Annotated in this window: 25 protein-coding genes and 1 riboswitch; of the genes, 6 read left to right on the forward strand and 19 right to left on the reverse strand. The window is 62.5% G+C overall.

What is annotated here, in order from left to right:
- The 5 genes from E5W87_RS16340 to E5W87_RS16360 form a co-directional block, all read right to left on the reverse strand.
- Nucleotides 1-118 (reverse strand): biotin/lipoyl-containing protein (locus E5W87_RS16340; protein WP_292399347.1); only part of this gene is annotated, 118 nt, incomplete at its 3' end.
- A gap of 17 nt (nucleotides 119-135) precedes the next feature.
- On the reverse strand, nucleotides 136-1,149 hold the full coding sequence (locus E5W87_RS16345) for an alpha-ketoacid dehydrogenase subunit beta (protein WP_292399286.1): 1,014 nt from the start codon (nucleotides 1,147-1,149) through the stop codon (nucleotides 136-138).
- A 2-nt stretch (nucleotides 1,150-1,151) separates the two neighbouring features.
- Entirely contained in the window at nucleotides 1,152-2,384 is a 1,233-nt protein-coding gene (locus E5W87_RS16350) for a 3-methyl-2-oxobutanoate dehydrogenase (2-methylpropanoyl-transferring) subunit alpha (RefSeq protein ID WP_292399289.1), read from the reverse strand.
- Nucleotides 2,385-2,781: 397 nt separating this feature from the next.
- Nucleotides 2,782-3,555 carry an ABC transporter substrate-binding protein gene (locus tag E5W87_RS16355; RefSeq protein WP_292399292.1) on the reverse strand — a complete coding sequence of 258 codons (774 nt, stop codon included), beginning with the start codon at nucleotides 3,553-3,555 and terminating at the stop codon, nucleotides 2,782-2,784.
- A gap of 97 nt (nucleotides 3,556-3,652) precedes the next feature.
- A complete protein-coding gene (locus tag E5W87_RS16360) occupies nucleotides 3,653-4,747 on the reverse strand; it encodes a 2'-deoxycytidine 5'-triphosphate deaminase (protein ID WP_292399295.1) in 1,095 nt (364 codons plus the stop codon).
- A gap of 170 nt (nucleotides 4,748-4,917) precedes the next feature.
- A riboswitch (SAM riboswitch) is annotated at nucleotides 4,918-4,995 on the forward strand.
- A 57-nt stretch (nucleotides 4,996-5,052) separates the two neighbouring features.
- Here E5W87_RS16360 and E5W87_RS16365 point away from each other — a divergent pair.
- Entirely contained in the window at nucleotides 5,053-6,243 is a 1,191-nt protein-coding gene (locus tag E5W87_RS16365) for an O-succinylhomoserine sulfhydrylase (RefSeq protein WP_292399298.1), read from the forward strand.
- Between the two features lie 42 nt (nucleotides 6,244-6,285).
- Here the strand turns inward: E5W87_RS16365 and E5W87_RS16370 are convergent, their stop codons facing one another.
- On the reverse strand, nucleotides 6,286-7,440 hold the full coding sequence (locus E5W87_RS16370) for a ceramide glucosyltransferase (RefSeq protein WP_292399301.1): 1,155 nt from the start codon (nucleotides 7,438-7,440) through the stop codon (nucleotides 6,286-6,288).
- Nucleotides 7,441-7,662: 222 nt separating this feature from the next.
- On the opposite strand from E5W87_RS16370, the gene apaG reads away from it, so the two are divergent.
- Entirely contained in the window at nucleotides 7,663-8,055 is a 393-nt protein-coding gene (gene apaG / locus E5W87_RS16375; protein WP_292399304.1) for a Co2+/Mg2+ efflux protein ApaG, read from the forward strand.
- 135 nt (nucleotides 8,056-8,190) lie between these two features.
- Here the strand turns inward: apaG and E5W87_RS16380 are convergent, their stop codons facing one another.
- From E5W87_RS16380 to E5W87_RS16390, 3 genes are all read right to left on the reverse strand, one after another.
- Nucleotides 8,191-9,225 carry an Hsp33 family molecular chaperone gene (locus E5W87_RS16380; protein ID WP_292399307.1) on the reverse strand — a complete coding sequence of 345 codons (1,035 nt, stop codon included), beginning with the start codon at nucleotides 9,223-9,225 and terminating at the stop codon, nucleotides 8,191-8,193.
- A 108-nt stretch (nucleotides 9,226-9,333) separates the two neighbouring features.
- Entirely contained in the window at nucleotides 9,334-10,245 is a 912-nt protein-coding gene (gene argF / locus E5W87_RS16385) for an ornithine carbamoyltransferase (protein ID WP_292399311.1), read from the reverse strand.
- Nucleotides 10,246-10,262: 17 nt separating this feature from the next.
- Nucleotides 10,263-11,462, reverse strand: a complete 1,200-nt coding sequence (locus tag E5W87_RS16390) for an aspartate aminotransferase family protein (protein ID WP_292399314.1) — start codon at nucleotides 11,460-11,462, stop codon at nucleotides 10,263-10,265.
- 355 nt (nucleotides 11,463-11,817) lie between these two features.
- Between E5W87_RS16390 and E5W87_RS16395 the strand changes: the two genes are divergently transcribed.
- Nucleotides 11,818-12,336: a GcrA family cell cycle regulator gene (locus E5W87_RS16395; protein ID WP_292399317.1), complete on the forward strand. Its 519-nt coding sequence runs from the start codon at nucleotides 11,818-11,820 to the stop codon at nucleotides 12,334-12,336.
- A 94-nt stretch (nucleotides 12,337-12,430) separates the two neighbouring features.
- Here E5W87_RS16395 and E5W87_RS16400 read toward each other — a convergent pair whose 3' ends face one another.
- The 3 genes from E5W87_RS16400 to E5W87_RS16410 all read right to left on the reverse strand — a co-directional run bounded on the left by E5W87_RS16400 (nucleotide 12,431) and on the right by E5W87_RS16410 (nucleotide 15,763).
- The gene (locus E5W87_RS16400; RefSeq protein WP_292399321.1) at nucleotides 12,431-13,438 is read right to left on the reverse strand and encodes a magnesium and cobalt transport protein CorA; all 1,008 of its coding nucleotides are present in this window, start codon (nucleotides 13,436-13,438) and stop codon (nucleotides 12,431-12,433) included.
- 132 nt (nucleotides 13,439-13,570) lie between these two features.
- Complete coding sequence (gene phoU, locus E5W87_RS16405; RefSeq protein WP_095487987.1) at nucleotides 13,571-14,296, reverse strand: phosphate signaling complex protein PhoU; 726 nt, start codon at nucleotides 14,294-14,296, stop codon at nucleotides 13,571-13,573.
- 204 nt (nucleotides 14,297-14,500) lie between these two features.
- Nucleotides 14,501-15,763 carry an ATP-binding protein gene (locus E5W87_RS16410; protein WP_292399324.1) on the reverse strand — a complete coding sequence of 421 codons (1,263 nt, stop codon included), beginning with the start codon at nucleotides 15,761-15,763 and terminating at the stop codon, nucleotides 14,501-14,503.
- A gap of 225 nt (nucleotides 15,764-15,988) precedes the next feature.
- Here E5W87_RS16410 and ppk2 point away from each other — a divergent pair, with 225 nt between their 5' ends.
- The gene (gene ppk2, locus E5W87_RS16415; RefSeq protein ID WP_292399327.1) at nucleotides 15,989-16,897 is read left to right on the forward strand and encodes a polyphosphate kinase 2; all 909 of its coding nucleotides are present in this window, start codon (nucleotides 15,989-15,991) and stop codon (nucleotides 16,895-16,897) included.
- 70 nt (nucleotides 16,898-16,967) lie between these two features.
- On the opposite strand, the gene E5W87_RS16420 is transcribed toward ppk2, so the two are convergent.
- From E5W87_RS16420 to E5W87_RS16430, 3 genes are all read right to left on the reverse strand, one after another.
- The gene (locus E5W87_RS16420) at nucleotides 16,968-17,714 is read right to left on the reverse strand and encodes an enoyl-CoA hydratase-related protein (protein ID WP_126103706.1); all 747 of its coding nucleotides are present in this window, start codon (nucleotides 17,712-17,714) and stop codon (nucleotides 16,968-16,970) included.
- Between the two features lie 14 nt (nucleotides 17,715-17,728).
- Nucleotides 17,729-18,367: an acyl-homoserine-lactone synthase gene (locus tag E5W87_RS16425; protein WP_292399330.1), complete on the reverse strand. Its 639-nt coding sequence runs from the start codon at nucleotides 18,365-18,367 to the stop codon at nucleotides 17,729-17,731.
- A gap of 97 nt (nucleotides 18,368-18,464) precedes the next feature.
- On the reverse strand, nucleotides 18,465-19,196 hold the full coding sequence (locus tag E5W87_RS16430) for a LuxR family transcriptional regulator (RefSeq protein WP_292399333.1): 732 nt from the start codon (nucleotides 19,194-19,196) through the stop codon (nucleotides 18,465-18,467).
- A 287-nt stretch (nucleotides 19,197-19,483) separates the two neighbouring features.
- Between E5W87_RS16430 and E5W87_RS16435 the strand changes: the two genes are divergently transcribed.
- On the forward strand, nucleotides 19,484-20,302 hold the full coding sequence (locus tag E5W87_RS16435) for a transporter substrate-binding domain-containing protein (RefSeq protein ID WP_292399350.1): 819 nt from the start codon (nucleotides 19,484-19,486) through the stop codon (nucleotides 20,300-20,302).
- A gap of 66 nt (nucleotides 20,303-20,368) precedes the next feature.
- Here E5W87_RS16435 and E5W87_RS16440 read toward each other — a convergent pair whose 3' ends face one another.
- The gene (locus E5W87_RS16440; protein WP_292399336.1) at nucleotides 20,369-20,779 is read right to left on the reverse strand and encodes a tellurite resistance TerB family protein; all 411 of its coding nucleotides are present in this window, start codon (nucleotides 20,777-20,779) and stop codon (nucleotides 20,369-20,371) included.
- Nucleotides 20,780-20,951: 172 nt separating this feature from the next.
- Between E5W87_RS16440 and E5W87_RS16445 the strand changes: the two genes are divergently transcribed.
- A complete protein-coding gene (locus E5W87_RS16445) occupies nucleotides 20,952-22,601 on the forward strand; it encodes a lysine--tRNA ligase (RefSeq protein ID WP_292399339.1) in 1,650 nt (549 codons plus the stop codon).
- Here the strand turns inward: E5W87_RS16445 and E5W87_RS16450 are convergent.
- The 3 genes from E5W87_RS16450 to E5W87_RS16460 form a co-directional block, all read right to left on the reverse strand.
- Entirely contained in the window at nucleotides 22,564-23,424 is an 861-nt protein-coding gene (locus E5W87_RS16450) for a thermonuclease family protein (protein WP_292399341.1), read from the reverse strand. The two genes, E5W87_RS16445 and E5W87_RS16450, sit on opposite strands and share 38 nt — an antisense overlap.
- Nucleotides 23,425-23,433: 9 nt before the next feature.
- Nucleotides 23,434-24,084 (reverse strand): helix-turn-helix transcriptional regulator, encoded by a 651-nt coding sequence (locus tag E5W87_RS16455; RefSeq protein WP_292399343.1) that lies wholly within the window; start codon nucleotides 24,082-24,084, stop codon nucleotides 23,434-23,436.
- Nucleotides 24,085-24,167: 83 nt separating this feature from the next.
- A partial coding sequence (locus tag E5W87_RS16460; RefSeq protein ID WP_292399345.1) for a 3-hydroxyacyl-CoA dehydrogenase NAD-binding domain-containing protein occupies nucleotides 24,168-25,677 on the reverse strand: 1,510 nt, incomplete at its 5' end.

Genomic DNA, 25,677 nt, shown 5'->3' on the forward strand with positions numbered 1-25,677 from the left:
CAGCGGCAAGCACCGCGTCCTCGCGCACGAGATCACCGACCTTGACCTGCCATTCGACGAGCTCGGCTTCGGCGACGCCTTCGCCGACATCGGGCAGCTTGATCACATATTCACCCATCGTCAGATCGCTCCCCTTTAGGCTTCCATCGTTTCGACGAGCGCGCGGCCGAGCCGGGCCGGACCGGGAAAATAGTCCCACTCCTGCGCATGCGGATAGGGCGTATCCCAGCCGGCAACCCGCGCCACCGGCGCTTCCAGATGGTAGAAGCAGTTCTCCTGCACCAGCGCCGACAGCTCGGCGCCGAACCCCGATGTCAGCGTCGCCTCGTGCACGACCACGCAGCGCCCCGTCTTTCTCACCGAGGCGACGATCGTCTCGAGATCGAGTGGCAGAAGCGTCCGGAGATCGATGATCTCGGCGTCGATGCCGGTCTCCTCGGCCGCCGCCTCGGCGACATAGACCATCGTGCCATAGGCGAGCACGGTGACATCGGCGCCCGGCCGCCGGATCACCGCCTTGCCGAGCGGGACCGTGTAGTGGCCGTCGGCGACCTCGGCGAGCTCATGTTTCGACCACGGCGTCACCGGGCGGTCGTGATGACCGTCGAAGGGACCGTTGTAGAGTCGCTTCGGTTCCAGGAAGATCACCGGATCGGGATCCTCAATCGCCGCGATCAAAAGACCCTTGGCGTCATGCGGATTGGACGGCACGACGACCTTCAGGCCGGAGACATGGGTGAACAGCGCCTCCGGGCTCTGGCTGTGGGTCTGGCCGCCGAAAATGCCGCCGCCGGTCGGCATCCTGACCACGATCGGACAAGTGAAATCGCCATTCGACCGGTAACGCAGCCGCGCCGCCTCCGAGACGATCTGGTCGTAGGCCGGATAGACATAGTCGGCAAACTGCACCTCGACACAAGGTTTCAGGCCGTAGGCGGCCATGCCGATGGCCGAGCCGACGATGCCGGATTCACTGATCGGCGCATCGAAGCAGCGGCTCTTTCCGTACTTCGCCTGCAAGCCTTGCGTGCAGCGGAAGACGCCGCCGAAGAAGCCGACATCCTCGCCATAGACGATGACGCGTTCATCGCGCGCCATCGACACGTCCATGGCGTCGCGGATCGCCTCGATCATGGTCCGTCTTGGCATGGTCAGACCCCTGCCTGCTGGCGCTGGCGCCTGAGATGCGGCGGCATCTCGGCATAGACGCCCTCGAACATGTCACGCGCCGAGGGCTTGCCGCCGGCATGCAGCGTGCCGTGGCGCTCGGCCTCCCTTTGCGCCGCGATCACTGTTTCGAGGATCTCCGCCTCTGCTTGGATGTGGCGTTCGTCCGACCAGACGCCGCGCTGGATGAGGTGGTTTTTCAGCCTGACGATCGGATCGCCGAGTGGCCATGCGTCGGACTCGGCCTTCGGCCGATAGGCAGACGGATCGTCGGAGCTCGAATGCGCGCCGACGCGATAGGTGACATATTCGACCAGCGTCGGCCCGAGATTTTTTCGCGCGCGCTCGGCGGCCCATTTGGCCACCGCATGGACGGCGAGATAATCGTTGCCGTCGACCCGCAGCGAGGGAATGCCGAAACCGAGACCGCGCGCGGCGAAAGTACCGGAGCCGCCGCGGGCGATGCCCTGGAAAGTCGAGATCGCCCATTGGTTGTTGACGACGTTGAGCACGACCGGCGCCTTGTAGGTCGAGGCGAAGACCAGCGCCGAATGGAAGTCGGACTCGGCGGTCGATCCGTCGCCGATCCAGGCGGCGGCGATCTTCGAATCATTGCTGATCGCCGAAGCCATCGCCCAGCCGACCGCCTGGATATATTGCGTCGCCAGATTGCCGGAGATTGAAAAGAAGCCATGCTCCTTCGACGAATACATGATCGGCAGCTGCCGCCCTTTCAGCGGGTCGGCCTCGTTCGAATAGATCTGGTTCATCATCGTGACCATCGGATAGCCGTCGGCAATGAGCAGACCGGCCTGCCGATAGGTCGGAAAGTTCATGTCGCCCGGCGCCAGCGCCTTGCGGAAGGCGCAGCTCACCGCCTCTTCGCCGAGATGCTGCATATAGAAGGAGGTCTTGCCCTGCCGCTGCGCCATCTGCATGCGCGCATCAAAGCTGCGCAGCGTCATCATGTGGCGCAAGCCTTCCAGCAATTCGTCGTCGGAAAGCAGGCCGGCCCAGGGCCCGACGGCCTCGCCGGCACGGTTGAGCACGCGGATGATCGAAAACGCCATATCGCGGATGGTGCGCGGATCAACGTCGATTTCCGGGCGCGGCGCCGAGCCGGCCTTGGGAATGGTCACATCAGAGAAATCCGGCGTCCCGCCCGGCCGCACCTCCGGCTCCGGCACATGGAAACGCAACATTCCTGCATCAGCCATGACCTTCGTCCTCCAATGTTGCCCGCGCGGATAGTTGCACACCGGCAGACCAGTGCCAATTCGTCGGGCAGGGCTTCGGGCCAGCGACCGGGCCAGCCAGCACTCGTCAAGATGAAGATATGTCGGCGAAATTTCTTGTCGATCTTCCGCGTCAGCGCGCAATTTGGCACATGATTGCGCTGGGTTTCCCGCCAGATAAGACAACGCGTCGGGGTTCATGGCTTCGCGCGGCGCCTCCTTCTCCCCTTGTGGGAGAAGGTGGCCGAGCGAAGCTCGATCGGATGAGGGGTGTTCCAGCTTGGAACCACCGGCGCTCCGTCCAGCACCCCTCAACCGTCTTGGCGCTGCGCGCCAATCCACCTTCTCCCACAACGGGAGAAGGGAAGGACGCCTAATCTCAATAAATATCGAAGTCGAAATATTTGGCCTGGATCTTCTTATAGGTGCCGTCGGCGACGATCGCATCGATCGCTGCGTTGAGCTTTTCGCGCAGCGCATTGTCTTCCTGGCGCACGGCGATACCGGCCTCGGTCTCGGTGCCCTTGACGTCGCCGACCATCTTGCAGCAGCCGTCGCTCGACTTCTTCATCCAGTCCATCAGCACGAATTTGTCTGAAAGGACGGCATCAAGACGGCCGTTCGTCAGGTCGGTAACCGCCTCCTCCTGAGTCGGATAAAGCTTCGCCTCGGCGCCGGCCTTGCCATAGACATCCTGGGCATAGTCGGCCTGGGTGGTCGAAGCCTGGGCGCCGACGGTCTTGCCGGCGAGTGCTGCGGGCTCGGTCGAGGCAATATCGCTGTCCTTCAAGGCCACCAGCGAAAGCGGCGTCGTATAGTATTTGTTGGTGAAGGAGACCTGCTTCTTGCGCTCCTCGGTAATGCTCATGGACGCGATGATGGCGTCGAACTTTCTCGCCTGGAGCGCCGGAATCATGCCGTCCCAGTCCTGCGTGACAAGTTCGCATTCGACCTTCATCTGAGTGCAAAGCGCCTCGGCGATGTCGATATCGAAGCCGACAAGCTTGCCATCCGCGGTGATGGTGTTGAACGGCGGATAGGCGCCTTCGGTGGCGATCTTCAATTTTTCCTGTGCTTGCGCCGACGAGGAGCCGGCCGATAGCACCAGCATGGCGGCTGTTGCTGCCGATGCGATCCATTTTGAAATCTGCATTTTTTTGTTCCCTTGGTTCCAGAGTCACCCTGACGGCTGGGCACAGCCAAGCACGACCCGCAAGGTCAGGCAAGCACGGTCTGATCGTGACCGGAGATCAGCGCGCGGCGCGGAAATGCTTGGACAGTTTCAGGCCCTGTGCCTGATAGTTCGAGCCGAGATCAGTGCCGTAGAGCGCCTGCGGCCGCTTCAGCATGTGCTCGTAGACCAGCCGTCCGACGATCTGGCCGTGGTCGAGGATGAACGGCACTTCATGGCTGCGCACTTCGAGCACCGCCCTGCTGCCGGTGCCGCCGGCCGCCGAATGGCCAAAGCCCGGATCGAAGAAACCGGCATAGTGGACACGGAATTCGCCGACCAGCGGATCGAAAGGCGTCATCTCGGCGGCGTAGAGCGGCGGCACATGCACCGCCTCCTGGCTGACGAGGATATAGAATTCGTCCGGATCGAGCACCAGTTCGCCAGCGCCGCTCTTGTAGAGCGGCTCCCAGAAGTCGACGACATCCTGTGCGGCGCGCTTGTCAACATCGACCAGGCCGGTGTGGTGCTTGCCGCGGTAACCGACCAGGCCATCCTTGTCGCCATCGAGATCGATCGACAGCGCGATGCCGCCGCCGGAAATATTCGGTGGCTCGGTGGCGACGAGCGTCTCGGCTCGGTGCAATTCGTGCAGCTCGCCTTCCGACAAAAGCGCATTGCCGGTGCGGAACCTGATCTGCGACAGCCGCGAGCCGGTGCGGACGACGATCGGAAAGGTGCGCGGGCTGACTTCCAGATAGAGCGGGCCATTGTAGCCGGCAGCGATCTTGTCGAACTCGTGGCCGCGATCGGTCATCACGCGGGTGAAGATGTCGAGCCGTCCGGTCGAGCTCTTCGGGTTGGCCGAGGCCGAAATGTTTGCCGGAAGCGCGAGGCTCTCCAGCAGCGGCACAATATAGACGCAGCCCGTCTCCAGCACCGCACCGTCGGCGAGATTGATTTCGTGCAGCTTCAGGCGGTCGAGTTTTTCAGCGACCCTGTGGTTGGGGCCGGGCAGGAAGGAGGCGCGCACCCGCCAGGCCTTGTCGCCAAGCCTGAGGTCGAGGCTGGCCGGCTGGATCTGGTCGGCATCGAGGGCGCGCAGCGACGTCAGCGCGCCCGACTGGAACAGCGCCGAAATATCCTGATCGGGAAGAATGCCTGTCTGCCGCAAAGTCTGGCTCCGCTCGAAGGCCGGGCGAGGTCTTGTTTTATAGCAGATTCTCGCCGCAAAACCGTGAACACCCTCGGGTCAAGCCCGAGGGCAGGCTTTTGCGGAACCTGCTGGTACAAACCTCTTAATCATGCCGGCAATTGACGCAAGCGCGGTGCGGGTCTAAAGGGTCGTTATCCCGTGGTGATTTGGCCGGTCGGCTTGCAGCCACGTTAAACAAGTCGCTAAAGGACCGTCAGGCCGAAAGGCCGTATGGACCGGTTGCGACTTTCGCGGCCGGTTTTTTTGTGTTTGGAACAAAAGTGATGACAAGCAAGAAGCGCAACTGGAAACCTCAGACAGCACTCGTGCATAGCGGGACCTTGCGTTCCGGCTTCGGCGAGACCTCCGAGGCGATGTACCTCACCCAGGGCTATGTCTACGACACCGCGCAAGCGGCGGAAGCCCGCTTCAAAGGCGAGGAGCCGGGCTTCATCTATTCGCGCTATGCCAATCCGACGGTCGACATGTTTGAGAAGCGCATGTGTGCACTGGAAGGTGCCGAAGATGCACGCGCCACAGCATCCGGGATGGCGGCGGTCACCGCAGCACTTTTGTGCAGCGCCAAGGCCGGCGACCATATCGTGGCGGCGCGCGCGCTGTTCGGCTCCTGCCGCTGGGTCGTCGAGACGCTGGCGCCGAAATACGGCATAGAGGCGACGCTGGTCGACGGCACCGAAATCGCCAATTGGGAAAAGGCGGTCAGGCCCAACACCAAGCTGTTCTTCCTTGAAAGCCCGACCAATCCGACGCTGGAAGTCGTCGACATCGCAGCCGTCGCCTCGCTTGCCAACTCGATCGGCGCACGGCTGATCGTCGACAATGTCTTTGCCACGCCCTTGCAGCAGAAGCCGTTGCAGCTCGGCGCCCATATCGTGGTCTACTCGGCGACCAAGCACATAGACGGCCAGGGCCGCTGCCTCGGCGGCGTTATCCTGTCGGACAAGAAGTGGATCGACGAGAACCTGCACGACTATTTCCGCCACACTGGTCCCAGCCTGTCGCCGTTCAACGCCTGGACGCTGCTGAAGGGCCTGGAGACGCTGCCGCTGCGCGTACGCCAGCAGACGGAAAGTGCCGGCCGGATCGCGGATTTTCTTGCCGAGCGATCGGAAATCGCCCGCGTCATCTATCCCGGCCGCGCCGACCACCCGCAGGCGGCGGTCGTCAAGAAACAGATGTCGGGCGGCTCGACGCTGATCTGCCTTGACGTCAAGGGCGGCAAACAGGCGGCCTTCGCCTTCCAGAACGCGCTCGATATCGTGCTGATCTCCAACAATCTCGGCGACGCCAAGAGCCTGATCACCCATCCGGCGACGACGACGCACAAGAATCTGAGCGATGAGGCGCGCGCCGAACTCGGCATCGGGCCGGGCACGCTCAGGCTGTCTGTCGGCCTGGAGGATACCGACGACCTGCTCGAAGACATCGAGCAGGCCTTGAACGCCGCCAGATAGGGATACGCACTGGGCGGCACTAATCGTCAAAAGCGGCCGCTGTCAGGCCCCCGACGGGGTCTCTTCCAATTCCGGAACGGCGCTGGTGTGGATGGTCATCGTGTTGCCGCGCCAGTCGACGGCACCGCTGATCCAGCCGCGCGCCCATATTGCCGGCAGAATCAAGTCTCGCACCATCATCGCGGGAAGCATGCGCAGCGACAGGTGCCAGCCCTTGGCCGAGGCGAGAGCGCATTCCGGGAGATAGGCGGCCACCAGGACGGCGATGGCGGTTGCCGACAGGCTGAAGCCGGCGCCGGCCGCCGCAACCAGGGCAAGGACCAGCGGCGCCGCCGCGCCGATCAGTATTTCAGGCGCGAAGAACAGTGGGAAGGTAACGCGACGCAGGCGTGCCCAGCGGGCCTGGCGCGACCAGATTTCGCCGAGCGTGCGCAAACCGAGCGGCTGCTCAAAGGGCGAGGCGACGAGATTGACGCGCAGTCCGAGCCCGCTGACCAGCTTGGTCGCGGCGGCGTCCTCGGCGATCTCGGCGGCAAGCGCACGGATGCCGCCATTGGCGTCAAGCATGGGCTTGTCCCACAACATGCTCTTGCCCTGGGCAAAGCCGAGGCCGATCGCCTCGCCGGTATATTGCCAGCGCGCCTGCAGCGTGTTGAGGAAAGCGCATTCGACCTCCGCCCAGAACCCATCCGGACGCGAGCCGATCGGCGTCGAGCAGACAAGGCCCGTATCCGGCCGCCACGCCGCCATCAGATGCTGGATATAGTCCCTCGGCATCAGGACGTTGGAATCGGCAAGAATGACCCAGCGGTGGCGCGCGGCCTCCCAGCCCTTCACGCAGTTGTTGAGTTTCGGATTGCCGCTGATGCGATCGTCGCCAACGAGCAGCCGGGCCGGCACGGCCGGAAAGCGGGCAATCGCGTCGATGATCGGCCTGACCACCGGGTCGTTGGCATGGGCAACGCAGAAGATGAGCTCATAGCGCGGCCAGTCGAGCGAGAAGGCGCGCTCAAGCGTTTCTTCGGCAAACGGCTCGACGCCGCGCGACGGCACGACGATCGACACCGGCGGCGCCTTGCCGGCTGGCGGCGCGATCCTGCCAAGCCGCTTCAGCTTCAACGAAGCGAGCAGGATGCTGGCGAGATTGACAAGAAGCAGAGCTGTGGAAAGCAGGGCGGCTGTGACTGTCAATTCCATCGATATCTGGTCACTCCAGAAAAACCGGCCGCATGGAAGCCGTTTTCAACAGTTCGACAGAATGCTGAGTCGCCCGGCCCTGCACATCATCATTGTCATGTGTCACTTAAATGACATTGTTCTTCGGCACCTGCGCTTGAGGTCGGACAACGCCGGACAGCACCCCGTTGACCAAACTACGGATAGCGTCGAAAGTTCCGTCTACATATTGTGGAGTAGTGTATGTACAGCGCCGTTACGCGCAACATCGAAGTACAGGTCAGGCCGTTCTATCTGGAGGATCGCTCCGACCCGTCGGAGAACCGCTATGTCTGGGGCTACCAGGTGACCATCGACAATCAGTCGGATGAATTCGTACAGCTTCTGTCACGCTACTGGCACATCACCGACGGCACCGGCCGGGTCGAGGAAGTGCGCGGCCCCGGCGTTGTCGGCGACCAGCCCGAACTCAACCCCGGCGACAGCTATCAATATACATCCGGGTGCCCACTCTCGACGCCGTCCGGCATCATGGTCGGCCACTACACGATGCGCAACAAGCGGGGCGAGACGTTCGACATCGCCATCCCCGCATTTTCGCTCGACCTGCCGGGCACGCGGCGGACGGTAAATTGACGCACACTGGGCTCCTCGCCCCCACGAAGTGGGGCGAGGAACCCAAGTTCTGCGAAGGCACCGCACTCGGCATTTGGCGACTCCTCCCTCCGTTGGAAGAATGCCAGCAGGCAAATTAGGCAGCACTGACGCTCGCTATTGAGTCGCAGCAAACTCCGCCGGGTCGAAGTCATATTGCTTCGAGCAAAATTCGCAGGCGACGTGAATGCCGCCATCCTCGGTGCTGTCCCTGATCTCGTCGGCGGAGAAACCTTCGAGAATGCCGCGGATCTTTTCCCTGGAGCATGAGCACTGGTCGGCGACCGGCACGCCGCCGAAGACATGGACGCCATGCTCGTGGAACAGCCGGTAAAGCAGCCGCTCGGCGCCGATCGTCGGGTCGATCAGCTCGGTCGGCTCGATCGTGCCAAGCAACGCCAGCAATTCCTGCCAGGAATTGTCGGCCGGATCATGGATCTCCTCACGTGGATCGCCGTCGCCGCCCGGAAGGTCGGGCACGCGCATGCGTTCCGGCGATTGCGGCAGGAATTGCGCAAGGATGCCGCCAGCACGCCATTGCTCGCGGGCGCCGCCGACACCGGGCGTCAACAGCTTGGCCACCGAGAGCCTAAGATCGGTCGGGATCTGCTCCGACTGACGGAAATAGGTGCGCGCGGCCTCCTCCAGCGTCTCGCCGTCGAGTTGGACGATGCCCTGATAGCGCTGCGTGTGGGCGCCCTGATCGATGGTCAGCGCCAGGACGCCGCTGCCGAGCAGCGTTTGATGCGAGGTCTCGCCGGCAGACGTCAGGGCTTCCAGCCGGTCGGCATCGAAGCGCGCATAGGCCCGCAACGCCGACGGCGTGGAAAAATCCGCAACCAGCATGTCGACGGGTCCGTCGGTGCGGGTCTGCAGGATGAACTTGCCCTCGAATTTGAGCGAGGTGCCGAGCAGCACCGTCAGCACGCACGCTTCTGCCAGCAGGCGTGCGACCGGCTCGGGATAGTCGTGACGGCTGAGGATCGCGTCGAGCATCGGCCCGAGCTGGACGGTGCGGCCGCGCACGTCGAGCGGGCCGACCTCGAAGGGCACGACATGATCGTCGCCGGCATAGCCGAATTCGCCGAGCTTGGGTTGATGTTCAGCCAATTGATGAGTTTCCAACATAACAAAGCTCCGGGGCGCGGCCATGCCGCCCTCCGGGGCGCATGCGTCGAAACGCGCTCGATTTGCGTGATGCGCCTGAGATAGGCACCACATCGCCCCGTATCAAGTTGGGCCGGATCAAGGTGGCCCAGATCAAGCGCCCAGGCACCAGGCCAAAACCGCCTTCTGGGCGTGGAGCCGGTTCTCGGCCTCGTCGAACACCACCGAATGCGGCCCGTCGATGACCTCGTCGGTGACCTCCTCGCCGCGATGCGCCGGCAGGCAGTGCATGAACAATGCGTCTGGCTTTGCCTTTGCCATCATCGCCGCATTGACCTGGTAGGGTGAGAAGACATTGTGGCCGCGGGCACGGTGCTCCTGGCCCATCGACACCCAGCAGTCGGTGACGACGCAGTCGGCCTCGTGGACCGCCTCCTCGGGCGAGCGGGTGAAATTCAACTTGCCGCCATGCGCCGTCGACCAGTCGATATGCTTCTGCGCCGGCTCGCTGCCTTCCGGCACGGCAACGTTGAGGTTGAAGCGGAACCGTGCCGAGGCCTCCAGCAGCGAATGCAGCACGTTGTTGCCGTCGCCGGTCCAGGCGATGGTCTTGCCGGCGACCGGACCGCGATGCTCCTCGAAGGTCATGATGTCGGCCATCAGCTGGCAGGGATGGGTGTCGTCGGTCAGCCCGTTGATGACGGGAACGGTGGCGTTCTCGGTCAGCTCGAGCAGCCGGTCATGCGATGTGGTTCGGATCATGATCGCATCGACATAGCGCGACAGTACCTTGGCCGTGTCGGCGATGGTTTCGGAGCGGCCGAGCTGCATCTCGGTGCCGGTCAGCATGATGGTCTCGCCGCCGAGTTGGCGCATGCCGACGTCGAAGGACACGCGCGTGCGCGTCGACGGCTTGTCGAAGATCATCGCCAGCACCTTGCCTTCGAGCGGTTTCGTCCGCTCGCCAGCCTTGAGCTTTGCCTTTCGCACGACGGCATCGTCCAGCATGAAGCGCAGATCGCCCTCGGAAACGGCGGAAAGATCAGTGAAATGGCGAAGGCTCATTTGGGATCTTTCGACTGTTACTTCGCGGCAGCCGCGGCGATGGCGTCGGCCAGGCCCCGGGCGCCGGCGCGGATGCGGTCGAGCGCCTCATGGATCTCGGCATCGGTGACGGTGAGCGGCGGCAGCAGGCGAAGGACGTTGTCGCCGGCCGGAACCGCCAACAGATGCTGGTCGCGCAACGCCATGTTCACCTTGGTGTTGGGTGCGGCGCATTTCAGGCCGAGCATCAGGCCGGTGCCCCTGATGTCTTCGACGATATCAGGAAATTCGTCGGCGACACTCGCCAGACCCTGCTTCAGCAGCAACGCCTTGCGCTGGACATCCTCCAGGAAGCCGTCTTCCAGCACCACGTCGAGCACGGCGTTGCCGACCGCCATCGCCAGCGGATTGCCGCCGAAAGTGGTGCCGTGCACGCCAGCGGTCATGCCGACGGCCGCCTCGTCGGTGGCGAGGCAGGCGCCCATCGGGAAGCCGCCGCCGATGCCCTTGGCGACCGCCATGATGTCGGGCGTGACGCCAGCCCATTCATGCGCGAACAGCTTTCCGGTGCGGCCGATGCCGCACTGGACCTCATCGAAGATCAGGAGCAGGCCATGTTGTTCGCAGAGCTGCCTCAGCCGCTTCAGCGACTGCGTCGGCACCGGGCGGATACCACCCTCGCCCTGCACCGGCTCGATCAGTATCGCGGCGGTCTCTGACGTGATCGCCTTTTCGGCGGCGTCAATGTCGTCGAAGCCGACCTGGTCAAAACCTTCGACCTTGGGTCCGAAGCCTTCCAGGTATTTATACTGGCCGCCGGCGGCGATGGTCGCCAGAGTACGGCCATGAAAGGCGCCTTCGAAGGTGATGATGCGAAAGCGCTCGGGATGGCCCTTGACGAAGTGGTAGCGCCGGGCCGTCTTGATGGCGCATTCCAGCGCCTCGGCGCCGGAATTGGTGAAGAACACCTTGTCGGCGAAGGTGGCGTCGGCCAACCGCTCGCCCAGACGGCTCTGCCCCGGAATCTCGTAGAGGTTGGAGACATGCCAGACCTTGGCTGCCTGCTCGGTGAGTGCCGAGACCAGATGCGGATGGCTGTGGCCAAGCGAATTCACCGCGACCCCGCCGCCAAAATCGAGATATCGCTCGCCCTTGTCGGTGACCAGCCAAGTGCCTTCCCCGTGGTCGAAGGCCAGGGGTGCGCGGGTAAAGGTCTCGAAAAGCGCCGAACCGCTCATTATATGCGTCTCCGGAACCGGAAAAATCAAAAAGCCGCCAAAGCGGCGGCCTTTGCGGCTTATCGTGTTTTTCGGCCATGAAGTCAACGAAAACGTCGCGCAAGGACGCGCGACAAGCCCTCCAGCGAGATGCCGGCTCATAAGCGACCGGGCAAGTTGGGGAAAACCGAAAAAACCGATTCGTGTTGGCCCTCGGACTCTTGTCACCGAGTCAGCGCATAAGGTAATTGTAGTCGAGAAATAACTAGATTTCGTGCGGCGGACCTAATCACCCGATATATGTGGTGTCTGCCCGGCGAAAGCCGGATCGTGGAAGGATTCCGATCGCCGCACATTTCAGCAGGAGCGCGGTCTCATGAATTGGACTGACGAGCGGGTCGAACTTCTTAGAAAATTGTGGTCGGAGGGACTGAGCGCCAGCCAGATCGCTGCACAGCTTGGGGGTGTCAGCCGAAATGCCGTCATCGGCAAGGTGCATCGGCTGAAACTGTCGGGCCGCGGACGCTCAACCGCCACGCCGGCACGCCAGAAGAAGAGCGTACAGGGATCGAGCGTCCAGAAATCGGTGTCTCGGGCGGCTAGCACTGCGCGGCATATCACCACGTCGATCGGCGCGACCGCGCTGCAGGCGCAATTCGACGCCGTGCCGGTGGCGCGTCACTACGTTCGTCCGGTCGAGAATGTCGTCGTGCCGATCTCGCGGCATCTGCAACTCGTCGAGTTGACCGAGCGGACATGCAAATGGCCGAATGGCGATCCGCTATCGGAGGAGTTCCATTTCTGCGGCAACGACGCGGCCGAAACCGGACCGTATTGCAAGTACCACGCCCGAGTAGCGTTCCAGCCGGCCTCGGAGCGGCGGCGCAGCCGCTGAGCGAATGGCGAATAGGGAGTAGCGAATAGGGCAAGAAAGATCTTGCACCATCCTGCAAAGGCCAAAGCTGTTTCTATTCGCTATTCGCTCTCTTTCACAGCCAGCCGCTCTTGCGGAAGCGCCAGTAGAGAAACGTGCAAACCAAAATAATCGCCGCCAGCACGATCGGATAGCCATATTCCATCCTCAATTCCGGCATGTCGTTGAAATTCATGCCGTAGATGCCGGCGAGCGCCGTCGGGACCGCCAGGATGGCAGCCCATGAGGCAAGCTTCTTGGTGATCGCCGTTTCCTGGACCTGGCCAACCAGAAGGCTCGCCTCGAAGGCAAAGGCGAGAACCTCCCGCAAGCTGTCGATCTTCTCCTGGACGGTGCGGATATGGTCGGTGACGTCGCGGAACAGCGGGTGCATGGCCGCATGGATCTGCGGCAGGTCGGCACTGGTCAGCCGGCGGCAGACTTCCACCAGCGGCAGTGCCGCATTGCGCAGGCGCAACAGGTCGCGGCGCAGCATGTAAAGCCGTTCTATGTCGGAGCCGGCCATAGGTTTCAGCAGAACCTTGTCCTCGATCGCCTCGACCTCATCCTCGATCTGCTCGAGCACCGGCATGTAGTTATCGACGATGAAATCGAGAATGGCATAGAGGACGAAATCCTCGCCCTTGGCCAGCGAATGCGGGCAGCTTTCCCAGTGCTGACGAACGGCGGCATAAGAGGTTGATGGACCGTGCCTGACGCTGACAATGTAGCCGGCACCGACGAACAGATGGGTTTCGCCGAAGGTGACACGACCGTCGATCAATTGAGCCGTGCGGGCAACGATGAACAAGGCGTCGCCATATTGCTCGATCTTGGGCCGCTGATGCGGATGCTCCGCGTCCTCGATCGCCAGATCATGCAGATGGAATTGCGCCTGGACGCGAAGCAACAGGTTGCGGTCGGGCTCCAGCAGGCCGATCCAGACGACATGTCCTGGCTTCTTGGCCCATTCGCCAGCTTCCTCGATCGGAATGTCGGCGATACGCCGGCCGGCTGTGTAGACGCCGGAAGCGATAATGCTGGACGTCGGCGGCGCAGGCATGAACTCCCGAACATATTCCATCGCAGCCTCCTGAAAGCATGGCCTTCATCGCGGAACAGAGAAGCTTACGTCCGGATAGTTTAGCGCAGTTTCATGAAGCGTTCGAGAGGCAGAGCGAGATGAGTTCAGACGGGATCTTCTCGCTCTGGCCGTTCACTTCGCGGGTAGCGCTCCCGGGAGAACAATCTTGTCTGTCTTGTCGCCCTTCGGCCGCTCGGCCGGCATCTGGTCGCCAGTGACGATGTAGTAGATCGTCTCGGCGATATTGGTGGCGTGGTCGCCTATCCGCTCGATGTTCTTGGCGCAAAACAGGAGGTGCGTGCAGGGCGTGATGTTGCGCGGATCTTCCATCATGTAGGTCAGCAATTCGCGAAACAGCGAGGTGTACACGGCGTCGATCTGATCGTCGCGATCGCGCACGAAGACGATCTTTTCCACCGAGCGCGACGCGTAGACGTCGAGCACTTCCTTGAGCTGCGTCAACGCCAGGTCGGCCAAGGCCTCGATGCCGCGGAACAGGCTGGTCGGCTGACGTCCTTCTGTGACGGCAACCACGCGCTTGGCGACGTTCTTGCCGAGATCGCCTACCCGTTCGAGGTCCGCCGAGATGCGGATCGCGCCGACGATCTCACGCAAATCCGTCGCCATCGGCTGGCGCTTGGCGATGATGACGATCGCCTTGTCGTCGATCTCGCGCTGCCCTTCGTCCAGAACGAGATCGTCTCGGATCACCTTTTGGGCAAGGCCGGGGTCGGCGTTGACCAAGGCCGCGATCGCTTGTTCGACCATGCGTTCGGCATGCCCGCCCATCGCGGCGATGCGCTTCGACAGATATTTCAGCTCCTCGTCATAGGCGCTGACGATGTGCACGGACTGCATGGAGATGCCTTCCCGGGGTCTTTTGGTCCGAGTCGTTTCCTCGAATCCCCGCTGATACGCTAGCCGGATGACAGAAAAAAGAAACCGTTAGCGCGACGTTCGTCCACTTGGACACAAGGTACGCTCGAAACCCCTTATCCACACATCCGGCTATCCTAAAATCCTCCGGTTTTCGGGCCGACGCCTTTTGTAGATAGTGCGGCGCTAGTGCGCCGGCAAATGAACCGAGAAGGCGGCGCCCTTGCCGACTTCGGACTTGATCGAGAGTCTGGCGTTGTGGCGCGTCAGGATATGCTTCACGATGGACAGGCCAAGGCCGGTGCCTTTCTGGGTCCGGCTGTTTTCGACATCGACGCGGTAGAAGCGCTCGGTGATGCGCGGGATGTGCTCCTCGGGAATGCCGGGACCGAAGTCACGGATGGTGACGTCGATGCCCGGTTCGGGACCGTCATCGCTGTGAGCAATCGTCACCACGACACGTCCACCCGACTGTCCGTATTTGCAGGCGTTTTCCAGCAGATTTTCGAAGACCTGGAAAAGTTCGTCGCGATCCCCGGGCACATCGAGTGGTCCTTCCTCGAAATCCCGCTCAATGGCAACGCCGTTTTCCCTGGCAAGCGGCCCGAGCGAGTCGATGACGCTATCGAGCGTCTGGCGGAGATCGACCTCGGTTCCAGGCTTCAGATAGGGTTTCATCTCCAGTCGCGACAGCGACAACAGGTCGTCGATCAGGCGCGCCATGCGGCCGGTCTGGTTCTGCATGATCTGCAGGAACTGCTCGCGCGCCGCCGGGTCGTTGCGGGCCGGGCCGCGCAGCGTCTCGATGAAGCCGGAGATCGAGGCGAGCGGGGTGCGTAGTTCGTGGCTGGCATTGGCGATGAAGTCGGCGCGCATCCGGTCGATCCGGCGCGCCTCGCTCTGGTCCTTGAAAACCAGCACATAGAGGTCGGTGCCATGGCCGACCGAAGACGCACTCACCCGGTAGGCCCGTTCGACCGGCAGCTTTTCGGTATAGTCGACGACATCCGAAGCGGCGGCTCCCGACAAAATACTGTCCAGCAAGGCCTGCATCTCGGGCGCACGGAATTTCAGCGACAGCGACATGCCCGGCGCGATGCCGCCGAAGGCGGCGAAGGCGGCGGCGTTGGCATGGACGATCGTGGCAGTGCGATCGAAGATGATCAACGGATCGGCAACGGCCGCCGCCAGATATTCTCCCGACAGGTGTTGCAGCCCGCTCGCCTCGATTGCCGCGGCATCCTCGGCCGACTGGCGCGCAACGCCGGCCGGCAGCATCGCGGCGGCAATCAGCAGCGCGGCACATGCCAGCAGCACCACATAGCCGGCTGCGAAAACATAGACCGCCAGGACCGCGACGATGCCGGCCGCCACCAGCCAGCGGCTGTTCCACAACCGGCTGGCGACAGCCTGCGCCTTGCTTCGCTGTTCTGTGCCGATGTCAGCCATTGTCAGCCATTCGCGCGCCGTGCCTCCGCCCTCACTCGGCCCGGCCGGTTGGAAACTTCCCGCTGGACCGGCGCTAGAGCGCCGTGCGTCCAATTGGATGCACAAAGGACGCTCTACCACTTCTAATCTGCTGCCTCGTTCTTTCCGAAAATCGATTCCGATTTTCGGGCCGATGCAGTAAGGCTCCCAATAGCATGAGTCCGGAAGCTGGAAAGGTTCGCCTCGATGAAAAACCCCAAGGAAGATGCCGCCGCGCCCGTTGCAGGCCCGCTGAATATACGGATCGACGGCAAAGAGCTCGAGTTCGACATCGAGGATCCCAAGCTTCCCGACTGGGTCGAGGACAACAAGCTGACCGCCGGCGGCTACCCCTACGACAAGAAAATGAAAAGCGACGAGTATGACGAGACGCTCGAGCGGCTGCAGATCGAGCTGGTCAAGGCGCAGGCATGGCTGCAATCGACTGGCAAGCGGGTGATGTCGCTGTTCGAAGGACGCGATGCCGCCGGCAAGGGCGGCGCGATCTTCGCGCTGCGCCAGTACATGAACCCGCGAACCGCGCGCAATGTGGCGCTGACCAAGCCGACCCCGACTGAGACAGGACAGTGGTATTTCCAGCGCTATGTCGCGCACTTTCCGACGTCCGGCGAGTTCGTCACTTTCGACCGCTCCTGGTACAATCGCGCCGGCGTCGAGCCGGTCATGGGCTTCTGCACGCCGGAGCAGCATGAGAAATTCCTGGACGAGACGCCGTATTTTGAACGGATGATCTGCAACGAGGGCATCCATTTCTTCAAATTCTGGCTGAACATCGGTCGGGAGACACAGCTTGAGCGGTTTCACGATCGCCGCTGGAGTCCTTTGAAGAGCTGGAAATTCTCGCCGATCGACATTGCCGGCATCACCAAATGGGACGATTACACCAATGCGCGCGATCTCATGGTCGAACGCACGCATGAGGAATTCGCGCCCTGGATCATCGTGCGAGCCAACGACAAGCGGCGCGCGCGACTTGCCGTCATCCGGCGTATCCTGTTGTCGCTTCCCTATGAGGGCCGCGACCTCGAAACCATCGGCAAGGAAGACAAGAAGATCATCGGGGAAGGGCCTTCGTTCCTAGGAACACGGGCCTGAAACACTGCCGCGCGTCCTTGGGACGCGCGGCATGATTCCGGATGTTCTTGTCATTCTCCCGAGTGACTTCTCATGCCGCCAGCCGGGCAATCCGCTGCAGTCGCTTCAGCGTGGCATCGTCCTGCAAAGCCTGCTGAAACAGCGAAATCTCCTGGTCAATGCGATCGCAGAGCGCGCCTGTGTCGCCCTTGAGCAGGTCGCGCGTCTGCAGTAGCGCGGCGACCGGCTTTTTGGCGAGTTGCCTGGCTCTGCCAAGTGCGGCTTCCTCGACATCGCCCGCCACGATCTCCGTGACCAGGCCAAGCATCCTGGCATCCTCGGCACTGAGCGTGTCGCCCAGGCAGAAGAAGCGGAAAGCGCCGGCATAACCGAGTTTCTGCGGCGCCAGGATGCTGGTCGCCGCGTCCGGCACGAGGCCGAAATCGACGAACGGCACCCGGAACGTGCTTTCATCAGATGCGATCACCATGTCGCAGTGGAACAGGATGGTGCAGCCGACGCCGACAGCGCCGCCATCGACACAGGCAAGGACCGGTTTTGGAAACGTCGCCAACGTGCGGAACATGTCGGTGACGGCGGCGATCAATCGTTGATGCTTGGTGGCGTCGAGGAACTCGGAAAAGTCGCCGCCGAGGCAGAAGCAGCCGGCGAGGCCGCGCAGCACCACGACGCGTACATCATCATCGACGGCGGCTTCATGGAAGGTCTTGGCCAGGCTTTCATAGGCTCGCCTGTCCAGCACCGGCCGACCGTCATCCGACGACACCGTGACGATCAGCGTATGGTTGCGGAATTCCGTTTGCGTGTGGACGTTCATGGTTGTCTCCAATCTCACGAGGCCTGCCTCATTCCGAGCCTGTCGGGATATCCCCTCGCCAGCACCGGCGCGAAATGGCTACGACGCGAACGCACCACCTCAAGCGTATGCTCGTTGAAGGTGAGCAGCGTGGCGACGACCTGCTGGTTGCCATAGGTGCGCTGGTAGCCAAGCGGCTTCGCCAGGAAGTGCAATTGCAGCGCCCGCAGGACCCACATCGGCTCGAACTCGATGATCACCTGATTGACGTTCCGCTTCAGCCCCCACTCGACGAAGCCGGCAATGAGCTCGGTGCCGACCGTCGATACGCCGCGCTTGCCGTCACGAAAGCCCGGCGCCACCCCATAGCGGGTCAGTTCCCAAACGTTCGGCCCGGACGGTGGCGTCCCTTCAAAGAGGTCCGCCAGCACCTCTGTCAGAAGATGCGCCCGCGTTGTCGGCAACATCCGCTGATAACCGGCAAGCTCGCCGTTGCGGATGACGAGCTGGTGCACCGCCTCGTCGTGGTCGAACTGATCAATCTCAAGCCCGTCGGGGCGCTGCAGATCGGTCCACCCCATTTCCTCGACGAAAATCTTGTAGCGCAAACGATGAACGGCCTCCCAAAGGTCGGGACGTTCCATAAGTTCCTGTGTGGTAAGGGAAAAAAGCATCTGCCGTCTCCTAGGTTCAATAGGAAGATACGGCCGGGCTGTCCCGAGAAAATTACGCGATCACGTAGGCAAGAATTTCTAGGCCGGCACGGCCGAGCTAGCTAATATAGCCGCGCCTTATCGCTTCCGCGACCGCCTGCACCCGGTTGACGGCACCGAGTTTGCTTTTGGCGTTAAGAAGGTGTTTCTCCGACGTGTGTTCCGAAATGCCGAGAATCTGTGAAATCTCCCATTCGGACTTGCCGACGGCGGCCCATTGCATGCATTCGCGCTCACGCGGCGTCAGTTCGACGTGGTCGATAGTCTTGGCCGCCATCGTGTGGAGTTGCATGGCGCGGCCGATCGCATAGGTCGCTGCCAGCGACACCTGCCCGAACTCGGCTCCCGACAGTTCCACGGCCTCGCCGCCGAGCGACACCATAACGATCTGACCGTCAAGCGTGACCAGCGGGAAGGCCATGCCGTCGCGCAGTTTGAATTCGCTGGCGTCGCCCATCACCTCGCCACTGCTCTTGTCGATGCGCATGCCCTGAGACGCTTCCCGCCACTGGAACGGCGCCTGCAGCTGCTTCATGTGGCTGACGACGGGGTCATGGTCGACATAGTTGCGCGCCACATAGCGCTCCAGCCATTCTCCCGGCCAGTCACAGAGCAGCACATGGTCCTTTTGCTGGCCTCGCGGGGTGCCTGGCTGCGGAACCGTCCCGGCCATAAGCGCCGTCAGGCCGAACTCCGAGGTTATGCCAAGCAGTTTTTGGCAGACCGCCGCCGCTGTATCGGCGTGCTGCAGCTGATCTATGAATTCCAGTGTGCGATCGAAGTGGCCCATCGCAACATCTACCCCATGTTGCCTTCCGCGTTGAGATCAACGGTCCAGTGCTTGATCTGCACTTGCCATCGACCCCGGATTACAAACCTGCTCTCCTCTGTTTGCAGCGCCTTGCTACCCCTCCAGCCGGCGCCGCACACGTTTGCAAACTCGCTAAACCATATCCCTAAATCGGCGTGATGAAATCAAAAACCGTTGTGCCTGCACCATTTTCGTACGAAAAGCCAATCTGGACAGAACAGGGCGGAGCTCCGATCGTGGCAATTCGGTGGATATCCATCGCCCTGATGATGGTAATGACGGGGGCACAGTGGCTCGCGAGTGCGCGTGCCGCGGAGCCGCAAGTACCGGTGCTGTGGGATGCCAAGGAGCGGCTGCCAAAGCCGGACCTTTCCGCGCTGCCGCGTCTGAGATTCCTGACCACCACCGATTTCCCGCCCTTCAATTTCCTCGACGGGGCAGGCCGGTTGTCCGGCTTCCACGTCGATCTGGCGCGCGCCATCTGCGCCGAACTCGGCATCGCGGAAAAATGCCAAATCCAGGCGCTGCCCTGGGCCGAGCTCGAAGGGGCGCTCCAGAAGGGCGAAGGCGAAGCGATCATTGCCGGCATCGCTGCCACGCCGGAGTCGCGGTCGAAATATGCCTTCTCACGTTCCTACCTGCAGTTTCCGGCGCGCTTCATCATGCAGAAGACAAAGGCGCTCACGGAACCGATCTTCGACAGACTGCGTGACAAGCGCGTCGGCGTGGTCGCCGGGTCCGCGCATGAGCGGATGCTGCGCGATTATTTCGGCACCGTTCAGGTGATTCCCTACGACCGGTCGGAAGAACTCTACGGGAGCCTCAAGGCCGGCAAGGTCGACGCCGCCTTCGGCGACGGCATGCGCTTCGCCTTCTGGCTGGGCGGTTCGGATGCCGCAGCCTGCTGCCGCTTTGCCGGCGGCCCCTATCTGGCACCCGAATATCTAGGCTCGGGCATGGCCATCGCCACCAGAGCCAACGATCCGGCGCTGGCCGCCGCGTTCGACTACGCGCTGCAGGAGATTTCGGTGAAGGGTATCTTCGCCGAATTCTATTTGCGCTATTTCCCGGTCAGTTTTTTCTGATCCGGTCCCGGTCAGTTTTTTCTGATCCAGTCCCAGTCGGCTTCTTCTGAACCTTCAGGGGCTGGATCAGGTCAGCGTGCGAAGGCGAGCCTTGGCGGCACGGGCGATGGCGGCGACGGTGAGCGTGTCGAGATCGAGCTGGCGACGGATAAGCTGCAGCACCCTCACCTCCTCCAAGCGCATTTCCAGGTCGACGGCCGCAACCTCGAAAGCTGCTGCATAGGCGGTGTCAAGCAGGCGTTCGGGCAGTGCCTCGGCGACGCGCGCCAAAACGCCTTCCAGCCCGTCTTTTTCGTGGAGCATCTTCTGGCAGTCCTGGGCGACCCCGACCAGCCGGTCGTGGTCGAAATCCTCGAACACCGGCCACGAGCGGACGACGTCGCCAATGCGCGCCAGCTCGACATCGGTCATGTCGCGATCGGACGCGGAGGTGATGACCATCAGATAGATCAGGGCTTCATGCGGCGGCAACGACATTTAAAAACTCCTCGAACGGGCTCCGAAGTTAGGAACGAGGCACCGACGCCGCAAGGAAAAAGAGCTGCGATCGTTGACGCTCCGGTCAGGCACGCCTAGAGACCGGTTGAAAAGAACCTCTTCCGGCCCGCTTCTTGCGGCGATGCCGGCGAATGATTTGGAAAACAGTGACATGGCGGGATCAAACATCATCGATCTCAATCCCGAGGTGCTTGCGGCAGCGGCTGAAAGCAAGGCCTGGCCGTTCGAGGAAGCCAGGAAGATCGTCGAGCGCTACAAAGGCACTGACTTTCCCGAGACCGTCCTGTTTGAGACCGGCTACGGGCCGTCGGGGCTGCCGCACATCGGTACTTTCGGCGAGGTCGCACGCACCTCGATGGTGCGCCACGCATTCCGTGTGCTCACCGGGGACACGGTCAAAACCAAGATCTTGTGTTTTTCCGACGACATGGACGGTATGCGCAAGATTCCGGACAACGTCCCGGATCGCGCCGCACTCGAGCCGCATCTACACAAGCCGCTCTCGTCCGTCCCCAATCCTTTCGGCGGCAACTATGCGAGCTTCGCAGATCACAACAACGCAATGCTTTGCCGCTTCCTGGACACGTTCGGGTTCGACTACGAGTTCGCCAGCGCGACGGAATACTACAAGGCTGGCCGTTTCGACGAGGTCCTGCTGCGTGCTGCCGAACGTTTCGACAAAATTATGGACGTGATGCTGCCGACGCTCGGTGAAGAGCGCCAGGCGACCTACAGTCCGTTCTTGCCGATTTCCCCCAAGAGTGGCCGCGTGCTTTACGTCCCCATGAAGCATGTCGACGCCAAGGCCGGCACCATCACCTTCGACGATGACGGCACCGAGACAACGCTTCCCATAACGGGCGGCAAGGTGAAGCTGCAATGGAAGCCCGATTTCGGCATGCGTTGGGCGGCGCTCGGCGTCGATTTCGAAATGTTCGGCAAGGACCACCAGACGAATGCGGTGATCTACGACCGTATCTGCAACATCCTCGGTGGGCGGGCGCCGGAGCATTTCGTCTATGAACTGTTCCTGGACGAGAACGGCCAGAAGATTTCAAAGTCGAAGGGCAACGGACTGACCATAGACGAATGGCTGACCTACGCGCCGACCGAAAGCCTCGGGCTCTACATGTACCAGCGGCCGCGGCAGGCCAAGAAGCTCTATTTCGACGTCATTCCGAAGGCGGTGGACGAGTATTACGCCTTTCTGTCCGCCTATCGCCGGCAGGAGTGGAAGGAGCGGCTGGGAAATCCTGTCTGGCATATGCATGACGGTAGCCCGCCTGTTGTCGACCTGCCCGTGTCGTTCGCGCTGCTGCTCAATCTGGTCAGCGCCTCGAACGCCCAGAACAGGGACGTGCTGTGGGGGTTCATTTCGCGCCACACATCGGGCGTGACGCCGACGACCCATCCCGAGCTCGACCGACTGGCCGAATATGCGATCCGCTATTTCGACGATTTCGTGAAGCCGGCCAAGGTGTATCGGGCCGCCGACGCAGTCGAGCGCGAGGCGCTGATGAAACTCTCCGAAGCGCTCGCAGCATTGCCGTCAGACTCCGATGGCGAGGTGATCCAGAATGCCGCCCTCAACGTCGCGCGCAAGGTCGAACGCTATCAGGACCATTCGAAGCAGAGTCCGGAAGGCGGGCCGGGCGTCTCCGTCGCCTTCTTCCAGATGATCTACCAGGTGCTGATCGGACAGGAGCGCGGCCCGCGCTTCGGTTCGTTCGCCGCGCTCTATGGCGTCGCAGAAACCCGCGCGCTCATTCAGAAGGCGTTGGCTGGTCAGCTGGTGGCGTAGCCGGCGTCTCGGTTGGCGGCGTAGCCGTCGCCGACGGATCGAGAATCGGCTGCGTCGGTTGCGATGTGGCAGCGACAGGGGCTGGTGCCGGAGGCAGGCCGGAGAGACTGGGCGCCGGCCCGAAAATGCCCTTTCTCGCCGTACGCGCCTTGTCGCCGGCCTCGACGTAAGGGCCGGTCTTGGTGGCGCGTGCCCAGCCGTTTTCGATCAACCACTGACCGACATCCTGGTTGCCGACGCGACATTCGGCGGCGACCAAGTCGCGGCCGCCCTCGGGCGGCACCGTGCAGACCACCGCCCGGCCGCGCAGAAAAGCACGGAACGCCGTTCGCGCCCGGGCGCCGCACGTCCAGGACTTGGCGCCGTCGGTGCAAGTTTCGTCCTGCCTGACGATGTCGATACCGGAAACCGCGACCGAGTAGCCCTTGGCTTCGATCACCCCTGCGGCCGGCGCAACCGGCTGGAACAGCTTTGTCCCGTTCCAGTCGTCGGGCATTTTCGTTTTGGGCGGCTTGGGCGGTCCGGCCAGCGCCAACTCGCTCAACGGCGCGCGCGGCTCGACCCGTTCAAGCTCTTCGGACTGAAGCTGCGGCGGCGCGATGACCTCGGGATCGATAGCCCTGGAATGCGCCTCCGGCCTTGCCACCTTGGGTCGCAGAATCGCTGATGTAGCAGGCGCTTCGGTTTGCGCCTGCTTGCCGGCCTGCGCCCGAGCTGCGACACGGACGCTTTCGTCATGCAGCACGGCGCGGCCGCCGGCGACGATCGCGGTCCCTATCACCAAAATCGTCAACACCGCAGCGGCTGCATGAAGCGGACGCACCGGCAGCCCCTACTGGCTTGCCCAGACAATCCGCGCCACCCATTCGACATCGCGCATGGGGACGTCGCGGTCCGGGTGATCGGGATTGAGCGAGACCAGCATGATTGACTTCGCCGTCTGACGGTCCAGCACCTTGGCCATCACCTCGCCGCCATTGGTCTTGACGACGACCCGGTCGCCCTTGCGGGTGGCAGCGCCCGGCTCGACGATCAGCACGTCGCCGTTGCGGTAGAGCGGCAGCATGGAATCGCCCTGGACCTGCAGCGCATAGGAGGCTTCGGTTGCCTGTGCCGGAAGCTCGATGAGATCCCAGCCCTGCCCCGCCGGAAAGCCGGCATCGTCGAAGAAGCCGCCGGCGCCGGCCTGGGCGAAGCCGAGCAGCGGCACGGAAGACCTCTGCGCGGGCAGGGATCCGAGACCGGGCTTGCCCCGGCCTTCGACCAGTCCCGTAAATTCGTCGAGCGAGGCGCCCGTCGCCTCGATGATCTTGGCCAGCGATTCGGTCGACGGCCAGCGCGGCCGCCCGTCCGAGGACAGCCGCTTCGACTTGTTGAAGGCGGTCGAATCGAGGCCCGCGCGCTTCGCCAGGCCCGAGGCCGAAAGCGAATAGCGCTCGGCGAGAGCGTCGATGGCGGCCCATACGCGATCATGCGAGAGCACTTTTTGCTCTCCTTCAGAACAGGAAAAAATACCTTCTCTGTTCTAACCGTTGGCCGTGATTTTGTCCACCACCGAAGGCGGCGTCAGGCTGCCTTCTTCACCTCGCCTTTCGCGTAGGGATCGAAGCGCTGATAGAAGGTCTCGCCCTTCTCCGCCATGTCGAGCAGCAGCTTCGGCGCCTTGAACTCGGCTCCGTATTTCTTCTGCAGGCCCTTGGCGATCTTAACGAACTTCTTGGCGCCGATGCCGTCGATGTAGGACAGCACGCCGCCGGTGAAAGGCGCGAAGCCGAAGGCGAGGATCGAGCCGACATCTGCTTCGCGCGGATCGGTGACGATGCCCTCCTCCATTACCCGCGCCGCCTCCAGCGCGATGGTGACCAGCAGCCGCTGCTTCAGTTCCTCGTAGTCGACTTTTTCGGGTGCCAACTGCGGATAGAGATCCTTCAGCCCCGGCCACAGCTTCTTCTTGGCAGGCTTTTGCGGATAGTCGTAAAAACCCTTGCCGTTCTTGCGGCCGAAGCGGCCATGGGTATCGACCAGCGTGTTGATCAGCGCCATCTGCTTCGGGTCGACGGCCTTGTCGCCGAGATCGCGCATGGTCTGCTTCATGATCTTCTGGGCAAGGTCGATCGCCGTTTCGTCGGTGAGCGCCAAGGGGCCCACCGGCATGCCGGCGGCCTTCGCCGCATTCTCGATCATCGGCGCCGGAACGCCCTCGATCAGCATCTTGTAGGCTTCCGACATGTAGCGCAGCACGCAGCGGTTGACGTAGAAGCCGCGCGTGTCGTTGACGACGATCGGCGTCTTCTTGATGGCGCGGACGAAGTCGATCGCGGTGGCCAGCGCCTTGTCGCCCGTCTTCTTGCCCAAAATGATCTCGACCAGCATCATCTTGTCGACCGGCGAGAAGAAATGGATACCGATGAAATTCTTCGGTCGCGCCGAATTCTTCGCCAGCGAAGAGATCGGGATGGTGGACGTGTTCGACGCGAAGACTGCCGCCGGCTTCAGCACGGCCTCCGCCCTTTCAGTGGCATCCTTCTTGACGCCCGAATCCTCGAACACGGCTTCGACCACCAGGTCGCAGCCTGCGAGGTCGGCATAGTCGGCCGTCGGCGTGATCAGCGACAGCAGTCTGTCCTTGTCCTCGGGCTTGGCGCGGCCCTGATCCGAGATCAGGCTGTCCGAATGCGCCTTGCCTTTGGCGGCAGCTTCCATGTCGCGGTCGAGCAGCACCACCGGAATGCCGGCTTTGGCGGTGACATAGGCGATGCCGGCGCCCATGAAACCGGCGCCGAGCACGCCGATCTTCTTGAATTTCGTTTCCGGCACGCCGACCGGGCGGCGCGCACCCTTGTTCAATTCCTGCAGCGACACGAACAGCGAGCGAATCATCGCCGCCGCTTCCTTGGTCTGCATGATCTCGGTGAAATAACGCTGCTCGATGCGCAAGGCGGTGTCGAACGGCACCAGCAGGCCTTCGTAGACGCATTTCAGGATGGCGGCGGCAGCGGGATAGTTGCCATAGGTCTCGCGACGCAGGATTGCGATGGCTGGCGGCCACAGATTGGCGCCGGCCACCGAATAGATC

It is taken from the genome of Mesorhizobium sp. (genome assembly GCF_004962925.1).
Lineage (GTDB): Bacteria > Pseudomonadota > Alphaproteobacteria > Rhizobiales > Rhizobiaceae > Mesorhizobium.

Bases quoted from the DNA above. Each gene is read 5' to 3' on its own strand.
- E5W87_RS16345 (WP_292399286.1), bottom strand. From the start codon at position 1,149: ATGCCAAGACGGACCATGATCGAGGCGATCCGCGACGCCATGGACGTG.
- E5W87_RS16350 (WP_292399289.1), bottom strand. From the start codon at position 2,384: ATGGCTGATGCAGGAATGTTGCGTTTCCATGTGCCGGAGCCGGAGGTG.
- E5W87_RS16355 (WP_292399292.1), bottom strand. From the start codon at position 3,555: ATGCAGATTTCAAAATGGATCGCATCGGCAGCAACAGCCGCCATGCTG.
- E5W87_RS16365 (WP_292399298.1), top strand. From the start codon at position 5,053: ATGACAAGCAAGAAGCGCAACTGGAAACCTCAGACAGCACTCGTGCAT.
- E5W87_RS16370 (WP_292399301.1), bottom strand. From the start codon at position 7,440: ATGGAATTGACAGTCACAGCCGCCCTGCTTTCCACAGCTCTGCTTCTT.
- apaG (WP_292399304.1), top strand. From the start codon at position 7,663: ATGTACAGCGCCGTTACGCGCAACATCGAAGTACAGGTCAGGCCGTTC.
- E5W87_RS16380 (WP_292399307.1), bottom strand. From the start codon at position 9,225: ATGGCCGCGCCCCGGAGCTTTGTTATGTTGGAAACTCATCAATTGGCT.
- argF (WP_292399311.1), bottom strand. From the start codon at position 10,245: ATGAGCCTTCGCCATTTCACTGATCTTTCCGCCGTTTCCGAGGGCGAT.
- E5W87_RS16390 (WP_292399314.1), bottom strand. From the start codon at position 11,462: ATGAGCGGTTCGGCGCTTTTCGAGACCTTTACCCGCGCACCCCTGGCC.
- E5W87_RS16395 (WP_292399317.1), top strand. From the start codon at position 11,818: ATGAATTGGACTGACGAGCGGGTCGAACTTCTTAGAAAATTGTGGTCG.
- E5W87_RS16400 (WP_292399321.1), bottom strand. From the start codon at position 13,438: ATGGAATATGTTCGGGAGTTCATGCCTGCGCCGCCGACGTCCAGCATT.
- phoU (WP_095487987.1), bottom strand. From the start codon at position 14,296: ATGCAGTCCGTGCACATCGTCAGCGCCTATGACGAGGAGCTGAAATAT.
- E5W87_RS16410 (WP_292399324.1), bottom strand. From the start codon at position 15,763: ATGGCTGACATCGGCACAGAACAGCGAAGCAAGGCGCAGGCTGTCGCC.
- ppk2 (WP_292399327.1), top strand. From the start codon at position 15,989: ATGAAAAACCCCAAGGAAGATGCCGCCGCGCCCGTTGCAGGCCCGCTG.
- E5W87_RS16420 (WP_126103706.1), bottom strand. From the start codon at position 17,714: ATGAACGTCCACACGCAAACGGAATTCCGCAACCATACGCTGATCGTC.
- E5W87_RS16425 (WP_292399330.1), bottom strand. From the start codon at position 18,367: ATGCTTTTTTCCCTTACCACACAGGAACTTATGGAACGTCCCGACCTT.
- E5W87_RS16430 (WP_292399333.1), bottom strand. From the start codon at position 19,196: ATGGGCCACTTCGATCGCACACTGGAATTCATAGATCAGCTGCAGCAC.
- E5W87_RS16435 (WP_292399350.1), top strand. From the start codon at position 19,484: ATGATGGTAATGACGGGGGCACAGTGGCTCGCGAGTGCGCGTGCCGCG.
- E5W87_RS16440 (WP_292399336.1), bottom strand. From the start codon at position 20,779: ATGTCGTTGCCGCCGCATGAAGCCCTGATCTATCTGATGGTCATCACC.
- E5W87_RS16445 (WP_292399339.1), top strand. From the start codon at position 20,952: ATGGCGGGATCAAACATCATCGATCTCAATCCCGAGGTGCTTGCGGCA.